The sequence below is a fragment of the Flavobacterium silvaticum genome, assembly GCF_012911565.1.
In the GTDB taxonomy this organism is placed as follows: Bacteria; Bacteroidota; Bacteroidia; order Flavobacteriales; family Flavobacteriaceae; genus Flavobacterium; species Flavobacterium silvaticum.
In genome coordinates, this window is record NZ_JAAMPU010000103.1 from 205,044 (window position 1) to 232,035 (window position 26,992).

Below are 26,992 nucleotides of genomic sequence, written 5' to 3' on the forward strand. Positions count from 1 at the left end.
TATGGTGTTTATTAATTGAGGTTGAATGATTGGATTAGCTGTCCGTTGGCATCAAGAAGTTCGTAATACTTGAGTGCTATGTTTGCCTGTGAATAGGCACGGTTTATTTTTGAGGTAAGATCGTCTACGTCGGCATCGAGCAGATCGTTGGTGTCGACCAGGCCATTATCGTATTTGTCTTTTACGATGCGGTAATTTTCGGCAGCCTGCTCTTCAGCTTCGGTATATACCTTATCCTGTTTAAGCGACAGTTGGTATTCTTCTCCTGCTTTCACGATTTCTTCTTTGATTTCGTCGGTCAGGACCTGTTGTTGCTGCTCGACTTCTTTCACACGGCTTTTAGCGGCATTCACGGCCTTTCCGTTCTTGAATATCGAACTGATGTTATACGACAATCCCACTCCTACATTCATCGCATTTTCCACACGTACCACATTCTGTATATCCAAAGCCACATATCCGCCGGTCAATGCCAGTGAAGGATAATAATCGGCTTTGGCTACTTTGATTTGGGATTCGGCTGCCTGGCGTTCGAGTTCCAGGGCCGCAAGATCGTTCCTGTTGGAAATGGCATCTGATTCTGAATTCAATTTGGTATTGAACACATTGCGGTCAATGTTGTCCGGTGTGATCTGCAACTGGGTTTCGGCAGGCAATTTCAGCAATGTCACCAAATAGTAATTGATGACGCGCTCGTTCTTTTCGGCTTCATCCAACGCAATCTGCCTGCGTGAAGAAGCGAGTTGCGCTTTGAGCAGATCGTTTCGGGCGATGAGTCCGTTTTGTTCCATATTGGTAAAATCGACAACGCGCTGCTGGCTGCTTTTGAGGCTTTCGCGGAGCAGGCCGATCGATTGTTGCACCTTATACAAATCGGCATAATACTGGACAACCTGGATGGCGATTTGCTCTTTGGTGTGTTTGGCATTTGCTTTTTCAGCCTCGGCTATTTTCTTTGAAGCCTCGATGGAGTTCTTCAGTTTGAATCCGGAAAAAACCGGAACCGAGAAACTCGCCTGACCAAACATCAGCTGATTCACTTTTGGTGTGCCGCCACCGCTTTCCCCGGACCCGCTGTCGCTGTCAGAAGACGAACCGGAACTTTTCAAATGGATATCGGCATTCGTCAGGCGTAAATATTGACCGCTTATTTTAAGGTCAGGGTAAGCGTTCATTTTGACCACATCGGTTTCAAAACCTTTGGTCGTTACCTTGTTGTCGGCCAAAATAGCCTGGTCACTTTGGGTAACGGCAAGTTTTACCGCGTCATTGAGCGACAGACTTGTCTTTTGCTGCGCGTGACTCACCCCAATCGTGATGAATGCAAGTAACAGGAATATTATTTTTTTATTCTTCATTTTTCAGCAGTGCTTTGATGGTTTGCTTAATCTGGTTGGTTAATTGGTTTTTGACATAGTTTTCGAAATCTTTTTCGGTTTTAAGGTTGAATAGTTGCTGATACCACGGACGGCTGATCTGGAATTGCAGGAAAGTCCCGATAATCATGGTCGGAATCAATTCAATGATGACATCTTTCCTGAAAATGCCTTTTTCCTGGCCTTCGCCTATAATGGCACGAAGCGTCTCTAAGTTACGATGTTTAACACTGGTAAATGCTTCAAAATCAATGCTTCGTTGCTTTGAGGAAAATTCAAAATGAATGATCTGGTACACGCAACGATTCTTGTTGACGCGCGCAATGAATAGTTCTATGAGTTTTTCAAGCTTTTCCCAAGGTTCGAGATTTTGCTTCTGAAGTGTTTCAAGCTGGACACGCATGTCAGAAACACGTGACATGATCAAGGCTTCCAGCATTTTTTCCTTTGAGCCGAAGTAGTACGAAACCATGGCAATGTTGATTCCGGCTTCTTTGGCGATATCCCTGATTGAAGTTCCGTCGAAGCCTTTGTCGGCAAAGAGCTTTTCGGCTACGGCTAGAATCTGGGTCTGTTTTTCGTTTAAATCGGTCGTCATAAATTCAAATTCCGGCGCAAATTTAAACGCTTGTTTAAGTTAAACGTTTGTTTAATTTACGCTTTAACGAAAATTTAACGACAGAAAACGTTTTCGGTTAGGTTTGGGTTACTTCAGATGGAAAGCCAGTTCGAAATCATCATTTTTCCATGTGGTGTCATGATACTTTCCGGATGGAATTGCACGCCACGCACATCAAGTGTTTTATGCCGAAGCGACATGATTTCACCGTTTTCGCCAACAGATGTCGGAACGAGGACTTCCGGCAGTTTTTCGTCTACGATCCAAGAATGGTAACGCCCAACGGTTTGATGGATTTCGAGCCCATAAAATAGTTTTTCAGATGAATCCACAACTTCTATTTTTCCGCTGATGCCATGGAATACGTTGTCCAGGTTTTTGAGTTTTCCGCCAAAAGCTTCCGCGATGGCCTGCTGCCCGAGACAAATGCCTAAGATGCTTTTCGTGGCCGCATATCTATTTATCAGTTCAAGTAATTGGGAGTGTTCCTTTGGAAGCCCCGGCCCGGGCGAAAGTACGATTTTGTGGAATGCGTCTGCTTCATCTAGGGAGAATTCGTCGTTACGCCACACGGTGACATCGGCATCGAATGCTTCTAAATAATGGGCCAGATTGTAGGTGAAACTGTCGTAATTGTCAACCAGAAGTACTTTAGGCATTGCATTTCAAATAGGCCATAAAGTTACGAATCGGCATAAACTAAAAAAAGTGAAACCAAACTGATTCCACTCTTTTACGCAGTTTCCATTCCTGGAAACCAATTTTCTATTCGTACTTAGGTTTTGTAAAGATAGGTTGATGGTTCAACGCTTTCTTTGCAGAATTTCCGGCAGATGTTATGTGATTTCCGGTTCGGTGATCTTATTCGGATCCATTTTAGGGATGAAACTGAAGTTGCGCAGTTGTGGGGCCGATGCGAATGTCAAAGCCACGACACTGAGTGTGATGCATCCGCCGGTGACGACTGCCCGAACCGTTCCGAGCCAATGTGCCATGACACCGCTTTCAAAATCGCCGAGTTCATTTGAAGAACTTATGAATATGGTATTGACAGCAGAAACACGTCCGCGCATATGATCCGGCGTCAGTAATTGCAGGATCGTACTTCTGATGACCACACTTACGGCGTCGAAAATCCCGGAAAGCATCAGCATGAAGAATGATAATAAGAAATGTGTCGATAACCCGAAACCAATGATGGAAAGACCGAAACCCGTTACGGCAATGAACAGTTTCTTTCCCGGATTCGTCTTCAACGGAATAAAAGCCAGCAGCAGCATGGTACACAAGGCCCCGATTCCCGGAGCGGCACGTAAAATCCCAAAGCCGGTTTCATCTACCATCAGGATTTCTTTTTGGAAAACAGGCAATAAAGCAACGGCGCCTCCGAACAATACCGAAAACATATCGAGGCATTGTGCTCCGAGCAACGCCGGTGTCTTTACAACGAACCGCAATCCTTGTGTCAGCGAAGTCAAAACAGGTTCTTTTTCTTTGATGATGACGGGTTTTGGTTTGATCAGTAAGATTGGAACCAACAGCAGTAATTCGGCAGCAAGAATGCTGAACATCCCAATTTCTATCCCAAAAGACGCAATAAGGAAACCGCCTGACAACGGCCCTAAAACAGAACCGAGCTGCCACGCCATGCTGCTCCAGCTTGTCGCATTCGGGTACAATTCCCGCGGAACGACCAAACCGGAAAGCGAAAAACCGGAAGGCCCGTAAAAAGCCCTGATTGCGCCACCGATGAAAACAAAGAAGTAAACGAATTTGAGAATCGTGCTAAGCGAAAGATAGTTTTGCGTGCTGCCAAGTGTAAGCCAGGCGAGCCCCAAAGCCAGGAAAATGTATCCGCAGATGCACAGAAGCACCATTTTGCGTTTTTCGTTCAAATCGACGATATGTCCGGAAAACAGGGAGAAAGCCACTGCCGGAATCACTTCCGCCAATCCGACGAAACCCAACGCAAGTTTGTCATTCGTAATATGATACACCCAATAATAGATGATCGTAGATTGCATGTTGAGCGCAAAGATGAGCCCGAAACGAACGCTGAGGAACAATTTGAATTCGCGCAGCAGCAACGCGGGATTTTTTTCAAAAAAGCGGGGAACGGCACCAGAAGCTGGCAAAGTCATAATGTGGAATTTAGGGCAAAGATAAACCCCGATTAGTTATCGGGGTTCAGATTTTCGACATAATCGTCGGAATGTTTGAATTTTGAATTGGTCCGGACAAAATCTTCAGGGCTCGATTGCGAATACGCCTGGTCATTTACATTGAATTCTTTCCCGGGATTTTTCGGATCATCATAGAATTCACGGTCGTGTTTTACGGCTTCACGCATTTGTTGTTCGTGTGATTCATCTGTCGAATGGGCCGCTTTCCGGATAAAGCCGTGATCTTGTCTGTCAATTCCGGGGACTGTAGTATCTGGTTTCTTTTGCATGACTATAGTTTTTGATTTATCGAAAATTACGATTGTATTGTCTTAAACCAGTTACAGATTTGAACATTCGGGTTACAGGATTGACGCGGATTTATGTATCAGAAAATATAATCGGTATTGATAAAGTTCGATTCGTTGTTGTTGAGTAAATCCTGAAGGATGCCATTGTTATAGTCGTTGTCTTTTGCCGCAACGAACGTCCGGATGCTGAACGACCGCAATCCGTCGTGGATGCTCAATGTTCCCGCAGCCGAATCTTTACGGCCTGTAAACGGAAATACATCAGGCCCGCGCTGGCACGAACTGTTGAGGTTGACGCGGCAAACCAAATTCGTCAGTGAATCGATCAACGGCCCGAGTGTTTTGGCATCTTTCCCGAAAAGACTTACTTGCTGACCGTAATTCGATTCGGCCATATCGTTAAGCGGCTCCGAAATGTCAGAAAACGGAATCACCGGAATCACGGGGCCGAATTGCTCCTCATGGAACAAACGCATATCGCTTTTGACAGGAAATACCACGGCCGGGAAATTATAGTTGACCGATTTTTGTCCGCCTTTTGCATTGACCACCGAAGCTCCTTTAGACAGCGCATCGTTGATCAAACCTTCTATATAATCTGGCTTGTCGGGTTCCGGAAGCGGCGTCAGTTTTACTCCGGCTTCCCACGGATCACCGAATTTCATGGCATCGATGGCTTCACCAAAACGTTTGTTGAATGTATCGGCAATGCTTTCGTGTACGTATACCACTTTCAATGCGGTACAGCGTTGGCCGTTGAATGATAAGGTTCCGTTGATGCATTCGGCTATGGTCAGGTCCAAATCCGCATCAGGTAAAATAATGGCCGGATTTTTTGCCTCGAGGCTGAACACCATACGCAGGCGGTTTTTATTCGGATGCTGATCCTGTAAAGCCCGTGCAGAAGTACTGTTCCCGATAAGTGCAAGGACATCGACTTTTCCGGTCAGCATAATCGGGCCGGCAACTTCACGTCCGCGTCCGTAAACAATGTTGATGACGCCCGGTGGAAAACTGGCGGCGAAATCTTCCATTAACGGCGACAATGCCAGCACACCGAATTTAGGCGGTTTCAGGATAGCCGTATTTCCCATGATGATGGCGGGAATAAGCAAGGAAAAGGTTTCGTTTATCGGATAATTATATGGCCCGAGGCAAAGTACGACACCAAGCGGGCCGCGACGCACCATAGCGTGTATGCCTTCGCTTTTCTGGAAACGTGCGCCTTCACGGTCCATGTTCTTGTATTCCTCGATCGTGTTGACGATGTATTCCACGGTACGGTCGAATTCCTTCTCGGAATCTGGCAAACTTTTCCCGATTTCCCACATGAGCCAGTTGACGACTTTTTCGCGACGCGTCTTCATGCCTTTGACGAATTTTTCCATGCAGGCGATGCGTTCGGAGACCTTCATCGTGGGCCATTCGCCTTGTCCTTTGTTATAGGCATTGACGGCTGAATCCAAGGCTTCGAGGCCTTCTTTTGCAGTCAGGTTCGGGACTTCGCCTAAATAGGTCGGGCTGTAGTCTTCCGTTCTGGAAATCGTTGAAAACACTTTTGCGTATTCGCCATTCCACTGGCGTAATTCGCCGTTTACGAGCCACGTCGATTGGCGGAAGTTGGGTTCGAATTCGTATTGTTGCGGAATTTGTTTCATGGAATTTCAGTCTTGCGGAAAAGCGGTTTCACCTTTCCAGTTCATAAATCCTCCAATTAAATTATAAGTATTTTCAAAACCGAGCTGGCCCATGATGGCACAGGCTTGCGCACTGCGGCTTCCGGCTTTGCAATAGACATAATAGTTTTTACTGCGGTCGAGTTCTTCGACGGCATAGATGAAACCTTGTCCTTTATAGATATCGATGTTGGTTGCGCCCGGAATCATGCCGTCGTTCCATTCGTCGTCCGTGCGTACGTCAAGGATAAAGGCGTTCGGGTCATTCGCAAGGCGTTCGGCCCAGTCTTGTTGTGTCAGATCCATGATTATGCTTTGATGCTGCAACCGATGGCTTTGGTTTCGGTTGGGGTTACAGATTTGTTTGCCAAAAGCGCATTGACGGCAGCTTCCACATATTTTTCTTTTACGGCCGATGGATCTTCGTGATTGTCATCTATCGCCCCGATGTATTTTATGACATTTCCTTTAGCTGTCTTCTGCAATAAAAAGACATGTGGCGTTTTGGTGGCGCCGTATTGCGGATAGATTTTTTGTCCGTCGTCGAACAGATACGGGAACGTGAATTTCTTTTCCCTGGCGCGTTGCTGCATGAGGGCATAGCTGTCTTCGGCTTGTTTTTCCGGATTGTTCGGGTTGATTGCAATCACCGGATAGCCTTTTGGAGCGTACATTTTGTCCAGAGCGATGATTCGGTCTTCATAGGCTTTTGCATACGGACAATGGTTACAGGTAAAGATAACGATGAAGCCTTTTGCATTTTTATAGTCGGATAAGGAAACCATTTTTCCATCGACGTTTTTCAGTTTGAAATCTGTAGCCACATCACCGACTTTATAGCCGGCCGGCGGAGTAGAGAAGGAGGCGGCCACAAAAAGCAGCAGCGCAAGCCCGAATGTTTGGATTGTTTTCATGGTAAAGTGATAAATGGTTTTAATTCAGATTGTAATGCTTCAAAGGTGAACGATTGTTCGTAGAATTTGCGGAGATTCAAAGATGGATTGTAAATGACGGTCGCCGGTATGGCTCCTGACCATTCCGGATCTACTTTGTCAATCCAGCTGTTGGCATCGGGGTCGCTCAAATGGACGACTTCAGATTTCGATTGTTTCTTCTTTAAAAACGGGAGCAGGTTTTTTTCGACCTGTTTGGTGAAATCGAGACTGACGAGAATTACTTTGATTTTGGAATCCGGATAGGCCGTCGTCAATTTTTCAAAGTTGGGTAGTTCCGCTACACACGGCGCGCACCAGGTTGCCCAGAAGTTGATGACGTAAGTAGTATCTGTAGCTTTCCTTTCAAGAATCGGCCGAAGTCCTTCAAAGTTGTATGACTTTACAGAAATGCCATCTGCACTATACACCTTCGAAGGTGTCTGGGCATTGGCATAAATCGTCAGGAATACGAGAAGGAGAAGGAAGCCGTAGCTTTTTGAGTACTGTAGATTCATCCGTCTAAAATTAGCCATTAATAAAGGGGCATTTTCCATTTAACAAAAAAATAACAGGCGGGTAGCATCGGCGTAACCATAAATCAACATACATTTGTATATACAAATATTGTAAGTACAAATGAAAATAAACGATGTCATCAAAAGTGGTCAGGCCTATTCGGAATCGAAGGCTGCCGTATTGAACATCGTTTATACCGAGAAATTGCTTTCTGAAAAGATATCGGCCATCCTCAAAAACTACGATTTGTCTACCGAACAATTCAACGTACTCCGGATCCTGCGCGGACAAAAAGGAAGTCCGGCCAGCATGCAACTGATACAGGAGCGCATGCTTTCCAAAACCAGCAATACTACACGGCTTGTGGATAAATTGCTGGCGAAGAAACTTGTGACGCGTAAAGTGTGTCCGGGAAACAGAAGGATGATGGAAGTCAACATTACGGAATCGGGGCTTGCGTTGCTGGAAAAGGCGGATCCGGATATCGAATCGTTTGAATCCTCTTTCAATGCCTTATCTGAACCGGAATTTGAAACCTTCAATCGGCTCATTGAAAAATTCAGGGCTCATCTGCTCAAATAAATAATTAATAGTTAATATCAATAAACAATAATAACCATCACCATTAATTCTAATTCATCATTATGAAAAATCTAAAATCAATTGCAATTGCCTTGTTCCTTACAGCAGGTTTGACGGTTTCGGCCCAGACTAAAATAGATGCTGCAAAAAGCGTCATCAAATGGACAGGCCACAAAGTAACCGGAGAACACCAGGGAACGGTAAAATTCCAGGACGGTACGCTTACCCTTAAAGGCGGAAAACTTACGGGCGGTGCTTTCACAGTGAATATGACGTCTATCGCTGTTACGGATTTGACTGCTGACCAGGGGAAAGACAAACTGGAAGGTCACCTGAAAGCTGATGATTTCTTTGGAACAGACAAATATCCTACGGCTAAAGTGGCATTCAAATCTGTAAAAGAAAAAAGCGCCGGTGTTTACACTGTTACTGCCGATGTCACGATCAAAGGAAAAACAGCTCCGGCTACGTTTGACCTGACAGTTGGTAAAAACAGCGCGACTACGACTTTCAAAATCGATCGTACCAAATACGACATCAAATACAAATCTAAAAACTTCTTTGAGGGACTTGGAGATAACGTAATCTACGATGAGTTCGATGTTACTGTGAATCTTGTATTTTAATTTGTTTCATCTATATTGGAAAAATCCCTGGTTAGCGCCGGGGATTTTTTTTTACCCCTGATTTTATTTTTGGTAGGGTAAATCGATATCGAACTGTTTCATTCTGAATATTTTGTGTGCTTTCCTGTTAATAGCGGGAAAATCTGGTTTGAATTGCTTTTTTAACACATTTCCGAAATGCGTTAGCTGGTAATTTTTATATTTTTGAAACAGATTCCAAAATTTTTATGAAGAAAAACTACGCTTTAGCAGTAATTGCTTTTGTTTCTATTATTTTTTTGATTTTTGCCTGTTCGGATTCCGAAGACGAAACGACTTACATACCTGTTGAACCCGTTTCTCCGGTGACAGTTGACCTGACCCAGGTTCCTTATCCTAAATTATCCGATTATAAATTCTTCGAAGGCGACATGAAAGACCAGGTTCCGGCTCTTGACGTGTTGCCCTATGAACCGTCCAGCGCGTTGTTCACGGATTACGCCCATAAAAAGCGTTTTATCTGGATGCCAAAGAATACAAAGGCGACTTACAACGGCGATGAAAAAGCGCTTGAATTACCCGTAGGCGCAGCGCTTATAAAGACTTTTTATTACGATAACGTACAGAACATACCTGTTCCGGGCCAAACGCGGATCATTGAAACCCGCATCATCATACGCAAAGCCGAAGGTTATATTTTTGCCGATTATGTCTGGAATGAAGACCAGACGGAAGCTTATTATGATATGGCCGGAAGCGGAACGACTGTCACGTGGCTTGATGATGATAATGTGTCACAAACCGCACAATACCGTATCCCGAACGAATCCCAATGTATCGTCTGCCATAAAATATGGACGCCTGGCGAAAGTGGCGAAATAACCACAAATATTCCTATCGGCATCAAGCCTCAGAACCTCAATTTCAATTACAACTACGGTTCGGAAGTAAAGAACCAGCTTACCAAATGGATTGAGTACGGTTATCTCGAAGATAATTTCAGCCTTCCATCTGCCGAAAATACTGTCGTGAATTACAACGATACTTCGCAGCCCATCGCATTGCGCGCACGTGCTTATTTCGATTCCAACTGTTCGCATTGCCACGAAGCCAACAGGCATTGTGATTACAGACCCATGCGTTTCGCTTATGGAAGTACCGCAGGAAATGGAGGAGAAGCAAATATGGGAGTTTGTGTGAATACCCAGGATATGCAGGGATTTCCGCCGGAACTCGGTACTATCGTGACACCACGCCATATTGAAGAATCCATGTTGTATTTCCGTTTGAATACTACAGATGAAACATACAGAATGCCTTTGCATGGACGGACCATGATCCATCAGGAAGGAATCGCCCTTGTTGAAGAATGGATCAATTCGCTTGAACACTGTGACTAATTAACCAACCTTAAAATGAGTTTCGTATGAATTTAAAAACTACAATTGAAAAAGCGCCTTCCCCATTTCTCTTTTTTAAGGTGCTGGCAATGCTGCTGGCTTTCGTGTCTTTTCAAAACGTAAAGGCACAAAATACGTGTGCTACGGCAGTTCCGGTAACGGCAGGAACTTATGTGGTGGATGCCATCAATGGAACCAATGTTTCCGTAGGATGCTCCAACGCTTCCATGGCGGAATGGTATGCTTATACGCCTACCGAAAATCATTCAACGACCGTCACTTCAGATTTGGCCGTCAACATCTGTAAAGACACCAATTTCAATGTTTATACAGGTACTTGCACCGCGTTGTCCTGTTATGCGGGAGACGACGATTCGGGAATCATAGCCTGTAACAGCGGAAATGCCAGTACCTATCTATCTACCGATACATTCGAAGCCTACGCGGGTGTCACGTATTACATTGCCTGGGATAACCGATGGTCAACAGCAGGTTTTTCTTTCCAGATCATAGAAAACCCGTTTATAGAAAATCCGTGTAACACGGCTACTTTGGTAACTGCCGGCACAACAACGGTTCCGGTAATAGATGCACTTACTTTGACGACTGCCTGTTCGAGCGCGACATTGGCAAAATGGTACCGATACGTTCCGACCCAGGATTATCACCTGACCGTAACTTCTGATCTTGAAGCCAATCTTTGCAAAGACACTAATTTCAGTGTTTACACCGGTTCATGCAATACGCTACTGTCTTGTATCACTACCGATGATAATTCAGGTGAGTTGGTTTGTACCGAAAGCGGCTTGTCGAATTTATCAACCAGGACGTTTGATGTCACTGCCGGAACCGTATATTACATCGTATGGGACAACGCTTGGAGTACAGATGGTTTCGACTTCCAGATCATCGAAGAAGAATTCACTTTTCCGGTATCGTACACCAATACCTCAATCCCGACAATGAACAGTACTTACAATACCTGTATCGTCGACATGAACAACGATGGCAGGGATGATATTGCAGGTGTCAGCTCAAATAATCTGCGAATCCATTTCCAGGCTAATGATGGGACCTTGTCATTTACGGACTTCAACGTACCTGGAAATCATTATATGCCGTCGTGGAGCATTGCCGCCGGCGATTATAACAAAGACGGTTATACCGATTTGCTTTTGGGAAGCGGCCAGGGACTTACGTTCTGGAAGTCGAACGATACCGGGACGGCTTACACCGGAATTACACCCGGCCAGTATATTTTCTGTCAGCGAACCAATTTCATTGATATCAATAACGACGGAAACCTCGATGCTTTTTCATGCCATGATATAGCGCCGAATTGTTACTATATCAATGATGGTTTGGGCAATATGAGCTTTTACCAGTCTTCCGGAATCAATCTTTTTGGAAATGTCGGAGGAAATTATGCCTCGATATGGACAGATTATGACAACGACGGGGATCAGGATATGTTCGTCTCCAAATGTTCCGGTCCACCATGTGAGTTGCATCGCAACAACGGAGACGGAACGTTTACAGATGTCGCTTCTGTTTCCGGAATGAATTTCCAACCGGTATCATCGTGGTCTTCCGCCATTTCAGATTTCGACAATGACGGCGATATGGATATACTTGTAGGTTCCAACGGAGGTGCGGCAACACGCTTGTTCAGAAATGATCTGGGCGCCGGAACAGATGCTTTTACGAATATCACACTCGGTTCCGGATGGGATACGAATCCAAACACGAACCGCGATTACATTGCCTATGACTTTGACAACGATGGAAACGTGGACGTTTTGGGTGGCGGAAGCAAAATCATGTTCGGGCAAGGTGACGGAACGTTTTTGTCGACCGTCTATCCCGGAAATATAAATGTAGGTGCCGTAGGAGATTTGAACGGAGACGGTTTTCTTGATATCATCGACTGGAATACCGTCCGAATGGCCGTACCGAACGGTAACAACTGGGTTGTGGTACACCTGAAAGGAATCCAGAGCAACAGCAGCGGTGTAGGTGCCCGCGTTGAAATTTACGGTTCATGGGGCAAGCAGATCCGTGATGTAAGAAGCGGTGAAGGTTTTGAGTACATGAGCACGCTGAATGCCCATTTTGGATTGGGTCAGGCAGATGCGATAGATTCGATTGTCATCAGATGGCCTTCAGGAACGGTAGATGTGATCCCGAATCCACAAATCAATCAAATGCAGACCGTTGTGGAAGGATCGTTCCCGTTGAGCAATCCATCTGTAGGTCAGGCAGGTTTCGCCATCTACCCGAACCCGGCTGAAGATTACCTGACCATAAGCAGAAATGCTTCGACACCGGAAATAAAATCACTTGAAATCTATGACCTTGCCGGAAGATTCATATCTAATCCTGCACTGGAAAATGACAGATTGTCTGTAAAAATACTCAGTACCGGAACGTATATCCTGGTTTTAAGAGCGGCAGATGGAAAATCATACACCCAGAAATTCCTCAAAAAATAAACAGGAGCAATTCCTGATTCTATTCTACTCTTGAAAAAATCCGTTGTCATATGGCAGCGGATTTTTGTTTTTTAACTTTTAAATGACTGATGCTCTGCTTTTTTTGTTATCATTGTCGTTCAGATTTTTTATAAACGTCATCTGACTTTCTTTGATTGACCAACCTTAAAATAAGCAATATGTATTCAAGAACTACAATTGAAAAAATACGGTTGTCCCATTTCTTTTCCACTAGCTTTCTATTGTTGCTGATTCTGTTGTCTTTCGATCAGACTAAAGCTCAAAATACCTGCGCAACGGCACTTCCCATTGGGCCTGGGACGTATGTGATCGATGCTATCAACGGAACAAACATCGCGACTTCCTGTGCTTATGCGCCATTGGCAGAATGGTATGCCTATACGCCGACTGAAAATCATATGGTAACCGTAACGTCAGATTTACCTGAAAATGCTTGTAAAGACACCTTTTTCAATGTCTATACGGGAACCTGCGACGGATTGATCTGTTATGTGGGTAACGATGATGGCGGCACGATACCTTGCCAGCCCGGACAAACATGGTCGCTGTTGTCTACCGTTACATTCGAAGCTTTGGCCGGAACAACCTATTACATAGCATGGGATAACAGATGGACTGCTGCCGGGCTCACTTTCCAGCTTATCGAATATGTCGAGAGTCCCTGTAACACGGCCACAGTGATTACCGCCGGTACTACCACGATAGCTTCAATTAATGCGGAAACCATACCGACACCTTGCTCAACGGCAACACTGGCCAATTGGTTTAAGTATACTCCTGATGATTATTATCATGTTACCGTTACTTCTGATATGCCTGTGAATCAATGTAAAGACACTCGTTTTACGGTATATACAGGTTCGTGTATTTCCGGCCTGACCTGTTTGACTTCGGATGATAATTCCGGAGACCTGGCCTGTACAGAGAACGGGGAGTCGAATTTAGCTACTAAGAGGTTTGATGTAATGCCGGGAACAACCTATTATATCGTATGGGACAATACCTGGAGTACCGAAGGTTTCGACTTCCAGCTTATCGAAGACGAATATGTGTTTCCGGTATCCTACACGACCTCTGCTATCGGGCCTATTATCGGCGGATCGTATAATTGTATCGTCGATATGAATGGAGATGGGAAAGACGATCTTTTTACGTTTTCTCTTGAGGGAGTTCCTGTTTATTATCAACAAGATGGGGGCACTTTTGCATTTACCAATTTTCCAATTTCCACAAACTTCCAGCAACCTTCCTGGAGCATTGCCGCCGCTGATTATAACAAAGATGGGTTCACTGATTTGCTTTTCGGAAGTTCATATGGCCTTTCATTATGGAAATCCGATAATACGGGAACGGCTTACAGCATGGTAACCCCGGGCCAGTATATTTTCTGTCAACGCACCAATTTCATAGACATCAATAACGACGGAAACCTCGATGTTTTTTCATGCCATGATATTGCGCCAAACTGTTATTACCTAAACGACGGCTTGGGCAATATGAGTTTTTATCAATCTTCCGGCAATAGTCTTTTTGGAAATGTCGGAGGGAATTATGCTTCCATCTGGACCGATTATGACAATGACGGCGATCAGGATTTATTCGTTTCCAAATGTTCGGGCCCACCATGTGAGCTGCACCGGAATAACGGGGATGGAACGTATACAGATGTCGCTTCGGTTTCCGGATTGAACTTCCAACCGGTAACATCGTGGTCTTCGGCTGTTGCAGATTATGACAATGATGGCGATATGGACATCCTGATAGGCTCTAACGGAGGCGTTCCCAGTCAATTGTTCCGCAATGATCTTGGTTTGGGAACGGATGCATTTACCAACATCACGGCGGGTTCCGGTTTTGAATCGAACATCAGTACGTATCGCGATTACATAGCCTATGATTTTGACAACGATGGGAATGTGGATATTTTGGGTGGCGCAAATAAAATAATGTACGGTCAGGGTGACGGAACTTTCTTTCCGATTGTATATCCGGAAGGGCATGGAGTAGGAGCCGTAGGGGATTTAAACGGAGACGGTTTCCTTGACATCATCGATTGGAATATAGTCCGTATGGCTGTCCCGAATGGAAATAACTGGGTTGCCATCCACCTCAGAGGAATCCAAAGCAACAGCAATGGAATTGGGGCGCGGGTTGAGATTTATGGATCATGGGGCATACAAATCCGTGATATAAGAAGCGGAGAAGGTTTTGGATTCATGAGTACCTTAAATGCTCATTTTGGATTGGGACAGGCCGCTGCAATAGATTCGATTGTCATCAGATGGCCTTCCGGTGTGGTAGATGTCATCGAGAATCCCGAAATAAATCAAATGCAGACGGTTGTTGAAGGATCTTTCCCATTGAGCAATCCGTCAATTGCTGCTGCTGGTTTTACAATCTATCCGAACCCAGCAGACGATTATCTCACAATCAGCCCTAATGCATCTGCTCCTGAAATAAAATCTGCACAAATTTTTGATCTTGGCGGCAGGTTGATAACGAATCCGGAATTGGAGAATGATAAACTTTCTGTCAAAATCCTCAGTACCGGAACTTATATCCTGGTTTTGAGAACAGCGGCCGGAAAATCCTATACCCAAAAATTCCTCAAAAAATAAAAGAAGTTATTCTCTCGATTCCTAATAGATGAAAAAAAATCCGCCGTTACATCCAGCGGATTTTCTTTACAGATTTAACCTCATTACGAACTTCCTTTGGCTTCGCTGAGTCCCACATATATCTGGTTGGATGTCGCGTGTACCATCATAGCTCCGGTTTTGCTGGCCAAAGATTCCAGCGGCTTGATTTCGGTAAGGAACGGGACGCAATTGCCCTGAGCTATATTATAGATGGCATATTCCGGATATTCGTTGATGAGCATGACTATATAAAGATTGCCATGAAGCACAGCGGCTCCGAGAGAAGATACGGCATCTGCAGGCTCAAGTTCGAGAGTAGCCGTTATATCTTTGGAATCCCAACTTCCTGAGCCAATCGTTTTGGAATATAAGGTGACTGAGGCAGATTCGTTGACAATCAAATACAGTTTCTTTCCATCGGAACTGACATCAAAATACGTCGGCTGGCCGGAAACTGCCCTTATCGCTATGCCGCTCCAACTGTAGCTGATGGTATTGAATGTGTTGTAGTACAGGCCATCATCGGACTGGCAGATAACATGCACTAAATGGTCAATGGTTACGATACGTATCTTGATAAAGTCATTTCCGGTTGGCACTGGCATCTGCACAAAACCCGCATCAAACCAGCTTTCACTCTGAAGCTGATATCCGCTTATCTTTACCAAGAATCGGTCAATGACGCCAACCCAGATAATGGGGCTGGAAAGATCTACAGACAAATCAGTAACGGTGTTCGCCAGTCCTTTAACATACTGATTTGTCAGCTCTCCGTTTACGATGTTTCCATCTGTACCAAGTGTGCCATATGCCAGCATGCCATTGTATTCAGCAAAAAGGTTAATGATCGTTCCCACAACTACGCCATCGAAGAGAGACATGATAGGGAAGGACGGCAGTGCTATCTGACCCAAAGACAATTCGTTGTAGGTTGATAATTTGAATGAATGGACGTAAAAGGTAACCTGAAGCGATTTCGAGAGCAGGTACCAGATACCTTCGGATGCGCTATCATCATACTCTAATTGAAACACTTCTACATCTGGCGGAATTGTTTTTTTTAACACACTGAAGATGTCAAATACATAAGGTCCGGCCGTTCCGCTTCTCAGTTCGAGTATGGTTTCGTCAAAGTTGGGATAATCTGACAGCATCCCAAAGTAGTCTATCACATTAGCGGCTACCTGAGCGTTGTTCCATGTTCCTGAAATAGGTGAATAAAAGATAGATCCCGGCGCAGGAGCCAATAAAGGTGCGGCTCGTGCAAGTACTTTGTTCGCTTCGTGAAGACATACTTCGCAATACAGTCCATCTGCTTTTGTGGCCTCGTTCATCACACACAGATACTGCGGATGATAGATATCGCAGGAAAAACTTTTTCCACCCGCATAAGATCCTACAGATGCATCATCATTTGTCGGATTACTGTCCTCGTTTTTTGAATCGCATCCGGGCACATTTTTCATCGTCGGGATGTCAATTCCCGGCGTAAGCAATTTTTTCCATTTGATTTTATCGGCCGAAGTCTCCTTGGTTAGATTGGGATACGCAGGCTCATCACCCGTATAACTTCCAAAAGGCGATTGGGTGTATTCGTCACCAAGACCAAAGGCGCAATGCCCGAACTCATGCTGAAAGGTCTGTTCGTGGTCAATGCCGGAACTTCCCTCTTTCAAACCGGTGGCAAATTGATTACCCAATTGGGTGCCTATACGCTTTTCCGTTTCATTGACCAGAATGCAGGCCCAATTCCAGAAAGGCTTTCCTTTAGAGTTAAAAAGAGCGTCACAAACGGTAGTTACACACACATGATTCCATGTTGTCGTTGTGCCTTCGGAAGCGTATTCCGTGTGGAAATAAGGCAAGGCGTTATCTGTCGTTTCGATTTCCAAGACATAGATATTCATTGCGTCTGCTCCAAAAACGCCGGTGAAAGGTGGTTTGGATTGCAAAAAGGAAATACATTCGGAGGCGGCCTTTAAGAAGTCACTTTGTTCCGAACCGCTGAATTTTTCAGCCAGGATGACAAGATTATAGACATATTTGGCAGGGCCGTGATGCAACAATGTGGCTACGCTCAAAACCTGTCCTCTTCCTTCTCCTGTAATGTCGCTCGGAAGTATCACGGATGGCTGGAATTGTATCAGCTCCGGTAAAGATGGTATAGTGAAGGTTTTTATCAGAACAGATTCTTCTCCGAATTGTATCTCAAGGTTATCCGGATGCCTTGGTGGTGCAAAAAAGGCAAGATTTGTGGCCTGTGACATATACGGGATCAACAAATCGAAACTTTCTGCTTCCGGATTGATCAGATCTTCGGATTGAGGTATTATCAGCCCGGGCGTATCGATACGATATAGTAATGTACCGTTGGAATCTGATAATTCTACCCAGAATCCGGTCATTCCGGCCCTGCTTTCAAGAGAAGCTGACCCGGGAGGAATGGTAAGGGCAGCCGTACCGTCGATCAGTTTCAGATTTTTACGATCGCTGTTGTCAAAATGCAATCGGATGGAACGCGGAATATCCACAATCAGAATCTTTTGGATATGAGATCGACGATTTTGATTTGTCTGCGTAGAAGCAAGCTGCTATCGGCATCATGGACAAAAGATGAAACTGCATTCGACCAGCCTGCCTGATGATCTGTATTGGTCAGTGATAACACGGCATCGAACAGCTCATAATCTCTTTTTTGATTCCGGCTTGCGTCTCTTTTTTCCTCCAGTATGTTTCTTATGGTACTCATTTTTTCTTTCCCTGCCAGACCTGCTGCAAAATCCTTTTGTACCTGCAAGGCATCGTCTAAATCAGCCCCAAGCTTTGCCTCTGCCGAAAATTCTTCTCTTGCTATTTGGACAAGATCGCGAGTCAGTAGTGCCTTGGAAGCCGGTGTAAGGAACAAGGGATGTGTAGCGCACCACAATTTATCGGCAGGTTGCAGCTCCGGGCTTGAGAAAACCTCTTTAAGGTAGATGCAGGATTTATCGCCAATCAGCTTTTCCACTCTGTCTGTGGGAAAGGCGTCACATTTGGACGCAGCGATTAACTGGTCTGGAAATACGGGTGCGTCCAGAAAAAGTTGTGATGATCCGTTTATAATGGAATAGGTCACGGTCCATGTCATGCCTGTTTTTGGATATTCGGGTGCAGGGACAGCCCAGTTTCCGCTTAATTTTTTCATTTCGGATGTGCATAGGTTGTCCCTTACATTATTGTCTTCAAAAGTAAATTTGAAGATCGTGCCGTCTGCCGCCTGATACTCCATTTTTCCGGCAGGAGGAACGGCTGAGCCATCACGGTTTTCGGCCTCAAAAATCATGGACGTTCCGGGGACGCAAGTTCCGCCGGGTTGGGTTTTCCATTTGCCGTGTTCCAGGTCAGAATTCAACATTTTTACCGCTACCACGGTATCAAGTTTTCCGGTTACAATAAAACCACTCATAATTAAAAAGAATTAAATTAAATGTTTGTCTTTAGTTCAGTATTTGGAAATAGATTATCCGCTGGGTCATCCCGTAGGAAATCCAACTTTGAAAAAACGCTAAAAAGGGAAATTTTAGATGTGGCAGTTATCAGTATATGTTTTTATATATCTGATATTGTGCAATGTATGTAAAATAATAATACGCAGATTCTGTTCGTTTAAATTTCTTCAATACTTTGTTCATTCATGCAGGAATAGACAACTACGTTTCAGTTTTTATACTTGTACCGTATGTAAAATAAAATTGTAATACTTTATCGAAGTGATTGATTTTTTTGTTTACTTGCTATCTGTTAAGTAGTTACTGATTCTGCTTGATTTTTCCAAAAACACTTTCGCCGTTCCAGCCAATCTCTGTCGGATTCCTATATAGAATCTGAGAGAGAGTATGATATTCTATATTGTTTAACGAATTACTGATTTTTATGTATGCTGTCATACTCCTTATCCTGACCGCTATCGTGGTCTTGGTTTCCAAGAAATCTTCCATGCTTCGGAATGAAATTTTCAATGTTGAGAATTTTCGGCAGATGGTACAAGATCACAAACTCAAAGATCCAAGGCCGGCATTCAGCCTGGGGCGTGCACAACTCGCGTTCTGGACGGTAATCGTTATGGGATCTTTTTTGTATTTGATGAATCTGGGAGATTTTCCACACATCATAACTCCGGAACTCAATCAGGTAAGCCTGGGGTTATTAGGCATTGCTGCCGGAACCACTTTGGTAAGCAAGGTTATAGATACGAGCCAAAAGGAAAATCAGGGTGCCGCAGTTCCACAACAGGATATGCCTTCGAAAGGCTTTTTACTGGATATTATTTCTGATGAAAAAGGAGTCAGCGTACATCGGCTGCAAAATGTGATATGGACTGTAATCGTAGGCTTTATCTACATTGCGCACGTTGCTTCAAAAGGCACTTTGCCAGATGGGGAAACAATCACGCCGGAGCTATTTGCACTCATGGGAATCAGTACAGGTGCTTATCTGGGTTTAAAACTGAATGAAAATAAAAATGCACCGGTAGATGCTACCACGACTAACAAGAACACTTCAAATGAAGGGAATGGCGATGATGATTGCCCGCCACCGCCACCTCCGCCTGTACAAGACTTTAGCACTGCTTCAGACGGAGATATATTGAACACAGATGAAAGCGATGTGCCACCTGCACCAACGCAACCTTCAGAATAATACAAACCTTAAAATAATAATTATGCAACTCTTGAAAAAAGGAAGTTCCGGCGCTTTGGTGACCTATCTGCAAACCAAGCTTACTATAGATCCAAGCGGTTCTTTTGATGAGGCTACCGATGTCAAAGTACGTGAATTCCAGACTGCAAATGGGTTGGTTTCAGACGGTGTCGTTGGTGGATTTACATGGACAAAATTATATATCGCAACCGAGAAGCCAAGAGTAGCTTCGTCACGAAAAGACAGACATAACAATATCGAGCACCTTCATCCCACAGTGAGGACGGCAGTAGTAAAGACGTTTGTCCAATTGCGGGCTCAGGGAATTCCGTTCCGCATCTTTGAAGCGTTTCGCTATTCGGAACGACAGGCTGACCTTTATGCGCAGGGAAGAACCAAGCCGGGTAATATTGTGACCTATGCCAAGCCTTGGTCCTCTTACCATCAATACGGGCTTGCCGTGGATTTTGTGTTATATATCAATGACAGTTGGAGCTGGGACACATCCGGAAGTAAGGCTGGCTGGTGGAAAAAACTCCATGAAATAGGGCAGGCCGAAGGATTGATGCGGCTTGATTTTGAAACACCACATTTGCAGTTGGCGGGAACGAGTTCGAGTGCTCTACGGCAGGGCGTCTATCCGCCTAACGGTGACAGATCGTGGTTCGATAACTTTATGTCGGCACGCAACGTTTAAAGCAGCCAATCACACTTTCAGCATTCCCCTGAAACCTCTTGCGGCATAATAGGATTCGGCTCCGTTGTGGTATATAAAGACATGTCCGTAACGGAAATCGGCGAAAATGGCGCCACCTCGTTTGCGTATATCGTCCGGGGTCTTGATCCAGCTCGATGTTTTGTTGTCAAAAGAACCCAGTTCCTGAAGTTGCCTGTATTGGTTTTCATCGAGCAGTTCAATACCCATTGCAGTTGCAACGTCAATGACATTATTTGCGGGTTTGTGTTCTTTTCTGGATTCGAGGGCTTCGCGATCGTAGCAAAGGCTTCTTCGTCCGTTTGGGCTTTCTGTGCTGCAGTCGACAAAAAGATACTCCTGGGTTGAGGTGTTGAAAGCGATGACATCTGGTTCGCCTCCTGTTTGTTCCATTTGTTGTAATGATTGGAGTTTATACGGATTTGCCTCTAACTTCAGCTGGATTCTATCCCAATCCAATTCTTTGTGGCGATTGAGGTTTTTTTCGAAACGGGTTTTAAGGATCTGTAGTAATTCCTGCTGATGTGACGGTGACAAGTTGTTTTTCATGGTAGATGTATCGTACGACTAATATAAGTTTTTCCAGATAAAAGCTTCAGTCAAATCACAGTATCCATCCGGTCGGTAAGCCTAGCCCGGATGTAAGCGGATAGCCCACAGTTTGGAAACCCTGGTTTTTAAGGAGTGCCGAAGCGACCAACGGAAGCTCGCGGGAAGACTATAAAAACCTGGATTTGCAAACGAGGACTTGCAGCGGACAGCCGGATCAAGCTCCTGAAAATACTTTAGAACATATTATTGCGCTCTGTTGATGTAAATCCAGCCCGTTTTGGTTTGTAAATCGGTAAAGTCGATGACGTAATAATAGGCGCCGTCCGGTAATTCATCGCCGTTATTGCTCTGGCCGTACCATTCATTCTGGTAATTGGCTTTGGAATAGACATCGGTTCCGTACCGATTGAAAATTTTCAACTGGCTGACGTTGTATGATTCCAGGTCGAAATAGTCATTCAATCCGTCATTGTTTGCCGAAATTCCTTTTTGGATGGCACAGGATGTAGAAAGAACGTTGAGGTTTTCCTCTGTACTGCAGCCGTTTTGGGTAACGATCAATTTATAGAATCCGGAAGTGGAAATCACGACGGAAGAAGCAGTTCCTATTTGTGAACCGGATGCGTTAAACCAAGCATAGGTTGAACCGGAAGCATTGTCCTGGACAGCATTCAAGGTATAACTGACTCCGTTGCAGCCTTCTGATATGCTGAATTCAGGAGATTCGTTTACGGTTATGGTCAATGTGGTAGATAAAGCGCATTGGCCTTCAGTCGGCGTAAAGGTGTAAGTTGTGGTCGTCGTATTATCCAGGGCTGGCGACCAGGTTCCGGTGATGCCGTCGTTCGATGTTGTTGGCAATGCGTCCAAATCTGAACCCGAACAAATAGGGGCAATGGCTGTAAAAACAGGTGTAGTTGTTGTTGGATTGATCGTGATGGTAAGTGTAGTTACAGAAGCACATTGACCGGCCGTTGGCGTAAACGTATAAGTTGTTGTCGCTGTGTTATTCAAGGCTGGCGACCAAATTCCGGTAATTCCGTTGTTTGAAGTAGTTGGAAGCGGACTCAAAGCTGTACCCGAACAAACAGGAGCAACAGCAGTAAAAGTCGGCAGCGTGGATTGGTTTACCGTTATGGTGAGCGTTGTGGACGAGGCACATTGTCCGGCTGTTGGTGTAAAGGTATAAACTGTGGTTGCCGTATTATTCAGGGCGGGCGACCATACACCGATAATTCCGTTGGTAGAAGTAGTCGGTAATGCTGTCAAGGTCCCACCTGAACAAATTGCGTTTACCGGATTGAATGTTGGAGTCGTTCCGGGAGTTACGGTTACGGTGACTGTTTTTTGGTATAGACAGGTTGTTGTCTCTTTTAATGAAATATCGTCTAATGCAAAATCATTTCCGCCGCTTGAGGAATTCCTGTCGTAAATAATAAAATTGGCGGTGGTGTTCGAACCTGAGTTCCAATTGTAGGAAACCTGCGTCCATAAACAGGTAGCTCCGGGCGCAATTACCGGAAGTCCTTGTGAAACACCGTTGATATAGACTTCCAACCGGGCCGGATTTTCCGGAGAAACAGAAGCGACATAGTATGAAAAGGTATAATTGGTATTCGGAAGAATTGTTACCGGGTTTTGATTGCTCCACACGATAATATTTCCGGTAGGATCTGTAGATCCGTCAAAGACCATAAGATTACCGCTTCCGGTGGTGTGGTCTCCGCAAGATGAAAAAGCGGTAAACCAGGCGTTCGGATTGGTGACGACGCTGTAGGCAGCCTGTACGCCGAATGGATTCGGATCTGCAACAAAAGTATATTCTGTGGTGAATAAGGTATCGCCTTGCGTAAAATCGCCGTTCTCAATCAGATTGACCGGAGAAGAAACTGATCCCGAAGTCACGGTATACGTCGTAGTGACGGAAGGACTGACCGTTTGCGAAGCGCTGTTTGGATTTGTGATGGAACTGTCTGCAGGATTTGCCGACCACGTATAGGAACCTGTTCCTCCCGTTGCGGTCAATGCGGTCGAATCTCCGGTACAGATTGTTACGGGGGCACTTAACTCCAGATCATTTGGCGCTTCGAGAACGATAGCCGTTTGGATGTATTGGTTGCCATCTGAATCAGATACAGATATATTGTAAGTTCCTTCGCCCAAGCCTGTGAATATGCCATTATTGTTTGTTTGTGTGGCACTGCCGGTCAGATTGTATGATGTGTAGGGTAAAGTTCCGCCGGTAAGTGTCACCGTAATGGATCCGTCTGTTCCGATAGGACACGTTGGATTGACCGATGTGTAGGAACCTTCAAATGGTAAACCTCCTTCTGTTATAGAAAAATCATCGATTGCGAAATCATTTCCGATAGCCTGGCCGTTGTTGGTTTTCAGGCGCACCATAGCATTATCGGCCGTGGCTACGAATGAGTATTGGATATTTACCCAGCCTTCAGACGGAAGCGGGGCCAAAAAGTTCTGGTTTGCCGGATTGATATTGTTTGCATTGACAAAGAAAATCCCGATGTTGGCCCTGGTAGCATCATCTGATGTAACCTCATTGGAAATGGATTTGATCCAAAAACTGAAGATGTATGTTGTTCCGGCAGTGAAGCCACCAATAGCACCGCCTGTATTGCCGGTAGTCCAGAAAAAACGGTTGGCTAAGGTGGATCCGTCAAAAACCATCATGTTGCCTGTGCCGCTGGTATGATCTCCGCCTGCATTGTAGGTTGAATTCATAAGAGCCGGATTTGTTGTCCGTGCGTAAAATCCAGGATTGCTGGTGCCCGTGAGTGGATTTATCAAGGTATAATCGTGTACCAAAAATCCAACGCCGCTTCCGCCCGTTTCAAAATCGCCGTTGGTTAATATTTGAGCATGTAGATTTACACTTCCAAGAAATAACAAAAAGAACAAAAAATAGATTTTTCCTGATGGATGCCGTAAGTTTATTTTCATGGTATTTGGTTTGGATGATAAAAATACTACTTGATTTTTTACGAATATGTAATTATTGGATATAAAAACAATACAATCCTCATTTCGGGAATTAGGACCGATGATTGTTTACATTGCTTTTATTTATTGGTTTTGCAACGGGCTGAAATTAAATAATGATGTGGTAATGTTGAGTTGATTTCACTATTACTGAGAGTACTATTGCAAAAAAAAGCACCATCGTGATGAGGTGCTTTTTAATGAATCCGGATTAAAAATTAACTTTTTACAAACTTCAAGCTTTTAAATACTGTTTTACTTGTTCCGACTGTAATGATATACATTCCATTGCTCTTGGTGTAAGCGTCAGTTAGGCGATGTTTAATCTCAGTCAGTTATTATTGAAGTTATTAAATCCGCAGAAATCAAGTTTGATTATCATTTTTTTAACGTCCAATGGGTGAATATATTTTCGGATTGATTTGCGGTAATATAATTTTGTAGATTATTTAATAGCAAGCGTTTTTGTTTGCACGTGCTGGCCATTTATAACCACATTTAAGAAATACAACCCAGAATTTGAGGAGCTACAATTTAGAGGAATGTCCTGACCGCTAATTTCTTTGAAAACTAAAACTTCCTGACCTTGATTATTATAAATATGTAAAGCTGCATTGCTAAGCGGAACATTAAAATGCAGATTTCTTATTGATGAAAATGGATTTGGGGCAATGTCTGTGCTTAAGGTGGAAAAATCTCCGTCCCCTAAGATACTGTCACAAAAGTAGAGCGAAAAAACCGTCCCTTGAGGACTGCCTGTAAAGAATATATCTTCCACGGTCAAAGATGAAATCTCTTGATTGATATGTGTCCCGTACCATCCAGAGTGCAAGCATTCATCGCAAGCGGCCATGTTTCCTTCAGGCGTTATTATAGACAGATCGTCGCAAATGCTCTGACTGCCAACATCGGTAAAAGTATAATGTATTCCATTTACATATAAAACAACTTCTTCATAGTGTTCTCCAATATTTGTCGTGCCACCAAAATCTAGGGTCACACCAGTAACTGGCGGATCGAAATCAAAAGTATAACTACCATTTCCACTTAATATTGTTGGATTATATCCTGCCACATATGGTCTAATTGAATTTGCACAATATGTATTTAATTCCCAGATATGACCTGAAGAAGTAACTGTAACGTCAACGGAATTGATGTTCAAAGTCCCTGCAGTGTGTGTAACCTGATTCGTACATTGACCATTAACATAAATATCAGAGGATATGATAAGTAACAAAGTTAATATAAGTTTTTTCATAGAACTGTCGAATTATTTACACGGCCAAACTAACTATAATTTTAGTTTATCTAATTATTGCTCTGATTTTTACTATTGCCGCCTTTTCTCCCTCGATTTTTACAAATCTCGCCTAACGTTTGGCAGTTAAGTGCGGTTGCAGACTTCCAAAGAAAGTTGACTCGGCTGGACGTGAAAGTATAAAGAAAATCGACTGGTTCAATTACCTGAAAGCAGCGCTTTTTTTTACCGGCGGTTATGAACAGTTGCTGTAATTTTTTCCCAATGATTGGGAATTTTTAAAAATTTATTTTATCTTTGTTTGGTAAAAATGAAGACATATGATGACAGAATTACCTTATACCGACTCAAATGTAGCTTTGATTCAAGATTTTCTAGACGAAACTAGACGGAGAATTTCTGCGGGAGTTGAAGTTACTTTCACAAACAAAGCTAATTTAGAGTTGCAAAGCCTAGCATTGACATACGATATAGAAACTGATGATATTATAAATGCCATTGTGAACTTATCAACTGAAAATTATTACAGAGGCATCGACCCATCGGGAAATGCCGATTTTAATGTTTGTGCTTTTTGTACAAAGGTAGGAGAGGCAAACATAGAAATTTATTTGAAATATGGTTTGGAAGCTGCTGGATTGCAAATTTTATTATTTTCAAATCATATACCAAACCATCCAATGATACAGCCTTTTAAAAATTGAGTTTTATGGAAAAAATGAGAGTATTAACAAGAACTAATGAATTAACTTATGAACTTACTGAAATAGTAGAGCGGGTTTATAAGGGAGTTCATTTGAGTTATGAAGAGTTTTACTATCTTGATTATGAAGTTGATGAAGATTCTGGTATGGTAAATAAAGAGAAAAAGGTTAAGCACTATACTAAAAATCAAATGGATAGGAATATTAAAGCACTTAAAAATTCCTACCATATTGCAAAAGGATCTGCATCTCCAACTGAAATAATCAATTATAGGAAACGTTTTCATATATCGGCATCAACCTTTAGTGTCATATTAGGTTTTAGTAAGAATACTATTTCCAATATTGAGAATGAGGGAATAACTTCTTTGTCAAGTGGTAGATTAATTAAGTTATGTTTAGATAATAGAGAGACTATGATAACTTATTTAAAATTGTGTGATACAATTGATGAGGAAAAAAAAGAAGAATTATCAAAAAGATTATTAGAGGAGATTTATTAATCATTTCAATCAAAGGGCGGTTCTCATCGCTCTTTTTTTTTTGCAATTGTTCATAACGTTTGGCAGCCAAGCGCGGTTGCGGACTTCCGGAGAAGGTTGGCTCGGCTGAACGTGAAAGTACGAAGAAAATTGATTGGTTCAATTACCTGGAAGCAGCAATCGCGACTTGGGTGCGGTTACCAGCTGGCTGCGCTCTAGGTTCGCTGAGGAAAATTGAGATTTTTGTCTCGGCGAAATGAAAGA

At 43.7% G+C, this 26,992-nt stretch carries 23 protein-coding genes; 9 read left to right on the top strand and 14 right to left on the bottom strand.

What is annotated here, in order from left to right; genetic code table 11:
• Nucleotides 1–11: 11 nt before the first annotated feature.
• The 9 genes from G6047_RS08025 to G6047_RS08065 all read right to left on the bottom strand — a co-directional run bounded on the left by G6047_RS08025 (nt 12) and on the right by G6047_RS08065 (nt 7,594).
• Nucleotides 12–1,358 carry a TolC family protein gene (locus G6047_RS08025; RefSeq protein ID WP_169527079.1) on the bottom strand — a complete coding sequence of 449 codons (1,347 nt, stop codon included), beginning with the start codon at nt 1,356–1,358 and terminating at the stop codon, nt 12–14.
• A complete protein-coding gene (locus G6047_RS08030) occupies nt 1,348–1,974 on the bottom strand; it encodes a TetR/AcrR family transcriptional regulator (protein WP_169527080.1) in 627 nt (208 codons plus the stop codon). Before G6047_RS08030 ends, G6047_RS08025 begins: the two co-directional genes overlap by 11 nt.
• Nucleotides 1,975–2,087: 113 nt before the next feature.
• On the bottom strand, nt 2,088–2,654 hold the full coding sequence (locus G6047_RS08035; RefSeq protein WP_169527081.1) for an anthranilate synthase component II: 567 nt from the start codon (nt 2,652–2,654) through the stop codon (nt 2,088–2,090).
• Between the two features lie 177 nt (nt 2,655–2,831).
• Nucleotides 2,832–4,136, bottom strand: coding sequence for an MFS transporter (locus tag G6047_RS08040; protein ID WP_169527082.1), 1,305 nt, complete (start codon nt 4,134–4,136; stop codon nt 2,832–2,834).
• 32 nt (nt 4,137–4,168) lie between these two features.
• Nucleotides 4,169–4,447: a hypothetical protein gene (locus G6047_RS08045; RefSeq protein WP_169527083.1), complete on the bottom strand. Its 279-nt coding sequence runs from the start codon at nt 4,445–4,447 to the stop codon at nt 4,169–4,171.
• 98 nt (nt 4,448–4,545) lie between these two features.
• Nucleotides 4,546–6,126, bottom strand: a complete 1,581-nt coding sequence (locus G6047_RS08050) for an NADP-dependent glyceraldehyde-3-phosphate dehydrogenase (protein ID WP_169527084.1) — start codon at nt 6,124–6,126, stop codon at nt 4,546–4,548.
• Between the two features lie 6 nt (nt 6,127–6,132).
• Nucleotides 6,133–6,450: a rhodanese-like domain-containing protein gene (locus G6047_RS08055; protein ID WP_169527085.1), complete on the bottom strand. Its 318-nt coding sequence runs from the start codon at nt 6,448–6,450 to the stop codon at nt 6,133–6,135.
• A gap of 2 nt (nt 6,451–6,452) precedes the next feature.
• On the bottom strand, nt 6,453–7,058 hold the full coding sequence (locus tag G6047_RS08060; protein ID WP_169527086.1) for a thioredoxin family protein: 606 nt from the start codon (nt 7,056–7,058) through the stop codon (nt 6,453–6,455).
• Nucleotides 7,055–7,594 carry a TlpA family protein disulfide reductase gene (locus G6047_RS08065; RefSeq protein ID WP_235946513.1) on the bottom strand — a complete coding sequence of 180 codons (540 nt, stop codon included), beginning with the start codon at nt 7,592–7,594 and terminating at the stop codon, nt 7,055–7,057. Before G6047_RS08065 ends, G6047_RS08060 begins: the two co-directional genes overlap by 4 nt.
• A gap of 121 nt (nt 7,595–7,715) precedes the next feature.
• Between G6047_RS08065 and G6047_RS08070 the strand changes: the two genes are divergently transcribed.
• The 5 genes from G6047_RS08070 (at nt 7,716) to G6047_RS08090 (ending at nt 15,313) form a co-directional block, all read left to right on the top strand.
• A complete protein-coding gene (locus tag G6047_RS08070) occupies nt 7,716–8,177 on the top strand; it encodes a MarR family winged helix-turn-helix transcriptional regulator (protein WP_169527088.1) in 462 nt (153 codons plus the stop codon).
• 62 nt (nt 8,178–8,239) lie between these two features.
• The gene (locus G6047_RS08075; RefSeq protein WP_169527089.1) at nt 8,240–8,803 is read left to right on the top strand and encodes a YceI family protein; all 564 of its coding nucleotides are present in this window, start codon (nt 8,240–8,242) and stop codon (nt 8,801–8,803) included.
• 227 nt (nt 8,804–9,030) lie between these two features.
• The gene (locus G6047_RS08080; RefSeq protein ID WP_169527090.1) at nt 9,031–10,182 is read left to right on the top strand and encodes a hypothetical protein; all 1,152 of its coding nucleotides are present in this window, start codon (nt 9,031–9,033) and stop codon (nt 10,180–10,182) included.
• 26 nt (nt 10,183–10,208) lie between these two features.
• Nucleotides 10,209–12,674, top strand: coding sequence for an FG-GAP-like repeat-containing protein (locus tag G6047_RS08085; protein WP_169527091.1), 2,466 nt, complete (start codon nt 10,209–10,211; stop codon nt 12,672–12,674).
• Between the two features lie 179 nt (nt 12,675–12,853).
• Nucleotides 12,854–15,313: an FG-GAP-like repeat-containing protein gene (locus tag G6047_RS08090; protein WP_169527092.1), complete on the top strand. Its 2,460-nt coding sequence runs from the start codon at nt 12,854–12,856 to the stop codon at nt 15,311–15,313.
• Between the two features lie 83 nt (nt 15,314–15,396).
• Here G6047_RS08090 and G6047_RS08095 read toward each other — a convergent pair whose 3' ends face one another.
• Together G6047_RS08095 and G6047_RS08100 are read right to left on the bottom strand one after the other, a co-directional pair.
• Nucleotides 15,397–17,865 (bottom strand): M64 family metallopeptidase, encoded by a 2,469-nt coding sequence (locus tag G6047_RS08095; protein ID WP_169527093.1) that lies wholly within the window; start codon nt 17,863–17,865, stop codon nt 15,397–15,399.
• A gap of 2 nt (nt 17,866–17,867) precedes the next feature.
• Nucleotides 17,868–18,779 carry a hypothetical protein gene (locus tag G6047_RS08100; protein WP_169527094.1) on the bottom strand — a complete coding sequence of 304 codons (912 nt, stop codon included), beginning with the start codon at nt 18,777–18,779 and terminating at the stop codon, nt 17,868–17,870.
• Between the two features lie 467 nt (nt 18,780–19,246).
• Between G6047_RS08100 and G6047_RS08105 the strand changes: the two genes are divergently transcribed.
• Nucleotides 19,247–20,014 (top strand): hypothetical protein, encoded by a 768-nt coding sequence (locus G6047_RS08105; RefSeq protein ID WP_169527095.1) that lies wholly within the window; start codon nt 19,247–19,249, stop codon nt 20,012–20,014.
• Between the two features lie 22 nt (nt 20,015–20,036).
• Nucleotides 20,037–20,711: a peptidoglycan-binding protein gene (locus G6047_RS08110; protein ID WP_235946514.1), complete on the top strand. Its 675-nt coding sequence runs from the start codon at nt 20,037–20,039 to the stop codon at nt 20,709–20,711.
• 9 nt (nt 20,712–20,720) lie between these two features.
• Here the strand turns inward: G6047_RS08110 and G6047_RS08115 are convergent, their stop codons facing one another.
• The 3 genes from G6047_RS08115 to G6047_RS08125 form a co-directional block, all read right to left on the bottom strand.
• Nucleotides 20,721–21,278: a DUF4256 domain-containing protein gene (locus tag G6047_RS08115; protein WP_169527096.1), complete on the bottom strand. Its 558-nt coding sequence runs from the start codon at nt 21,276–21,278 to the stop codon at nt 20,721–20,723.
• Nucleotides 21,279–21,524: 246 nt separating this feature from the next.
• On the bottom strand, nt 21,525–24,242 hold the full coding sequence (locus tag G6047_RS08120; RefSeq protein ID WP_169527097.1) for a T9SS type B sorting domain-containing protein: 2,718 nt from the start codon (nt 24,240–24,242) through the stop codon (nt 21,525–21,527).
• A 484-nt stretch (nt 24,243–24,726) separates the two neighbouring features.
• Nucleotides 24,727–25,542 carry a T9SS type A sorting domain-containing protein gene (locus G6047_RS08125; RefSeq protein WP_169527098.1) on the bottom strand — a complete coding sequence of 272 codons (816 nt, stop codon included), beginning with the start codon at nt 25,540–25,542 and terminating at the stop codon, nt 24,727–24,729.
• 320 nt (nt 25,543–25,862) lie between these two features.
• Here G6047_RS08125 and G6047_RS08130 point away from each other — a divergent pair, with 320 nt between their 5' ends.
• On the top strand, nt 25,863–26,246 hold the full coding sequence (locus G6047_RS08130; RefSeq protein ID WP_169527099.1) for a hypothetical protein: 384 nt from the start codon (nt 25,863–25,865) through the stop codon (nt 26,244–26,246).
• A gap of 5 nt (nt 26,247–26,251) precedes the next feature.
• Nucleotides 26,252–26,749, top strand: a complete 498-nt coding sequence (locus G6047_RS08135) for a helix-turn-helix domain-containing protein (RefSeq protein ID WP_169527100.1) — start codon at nt 26,252–26,254, stop codon at nt 26,747–26,749.
• Nucleotides 26,750–26,992 lie beyond the last annotated feature (243 nt).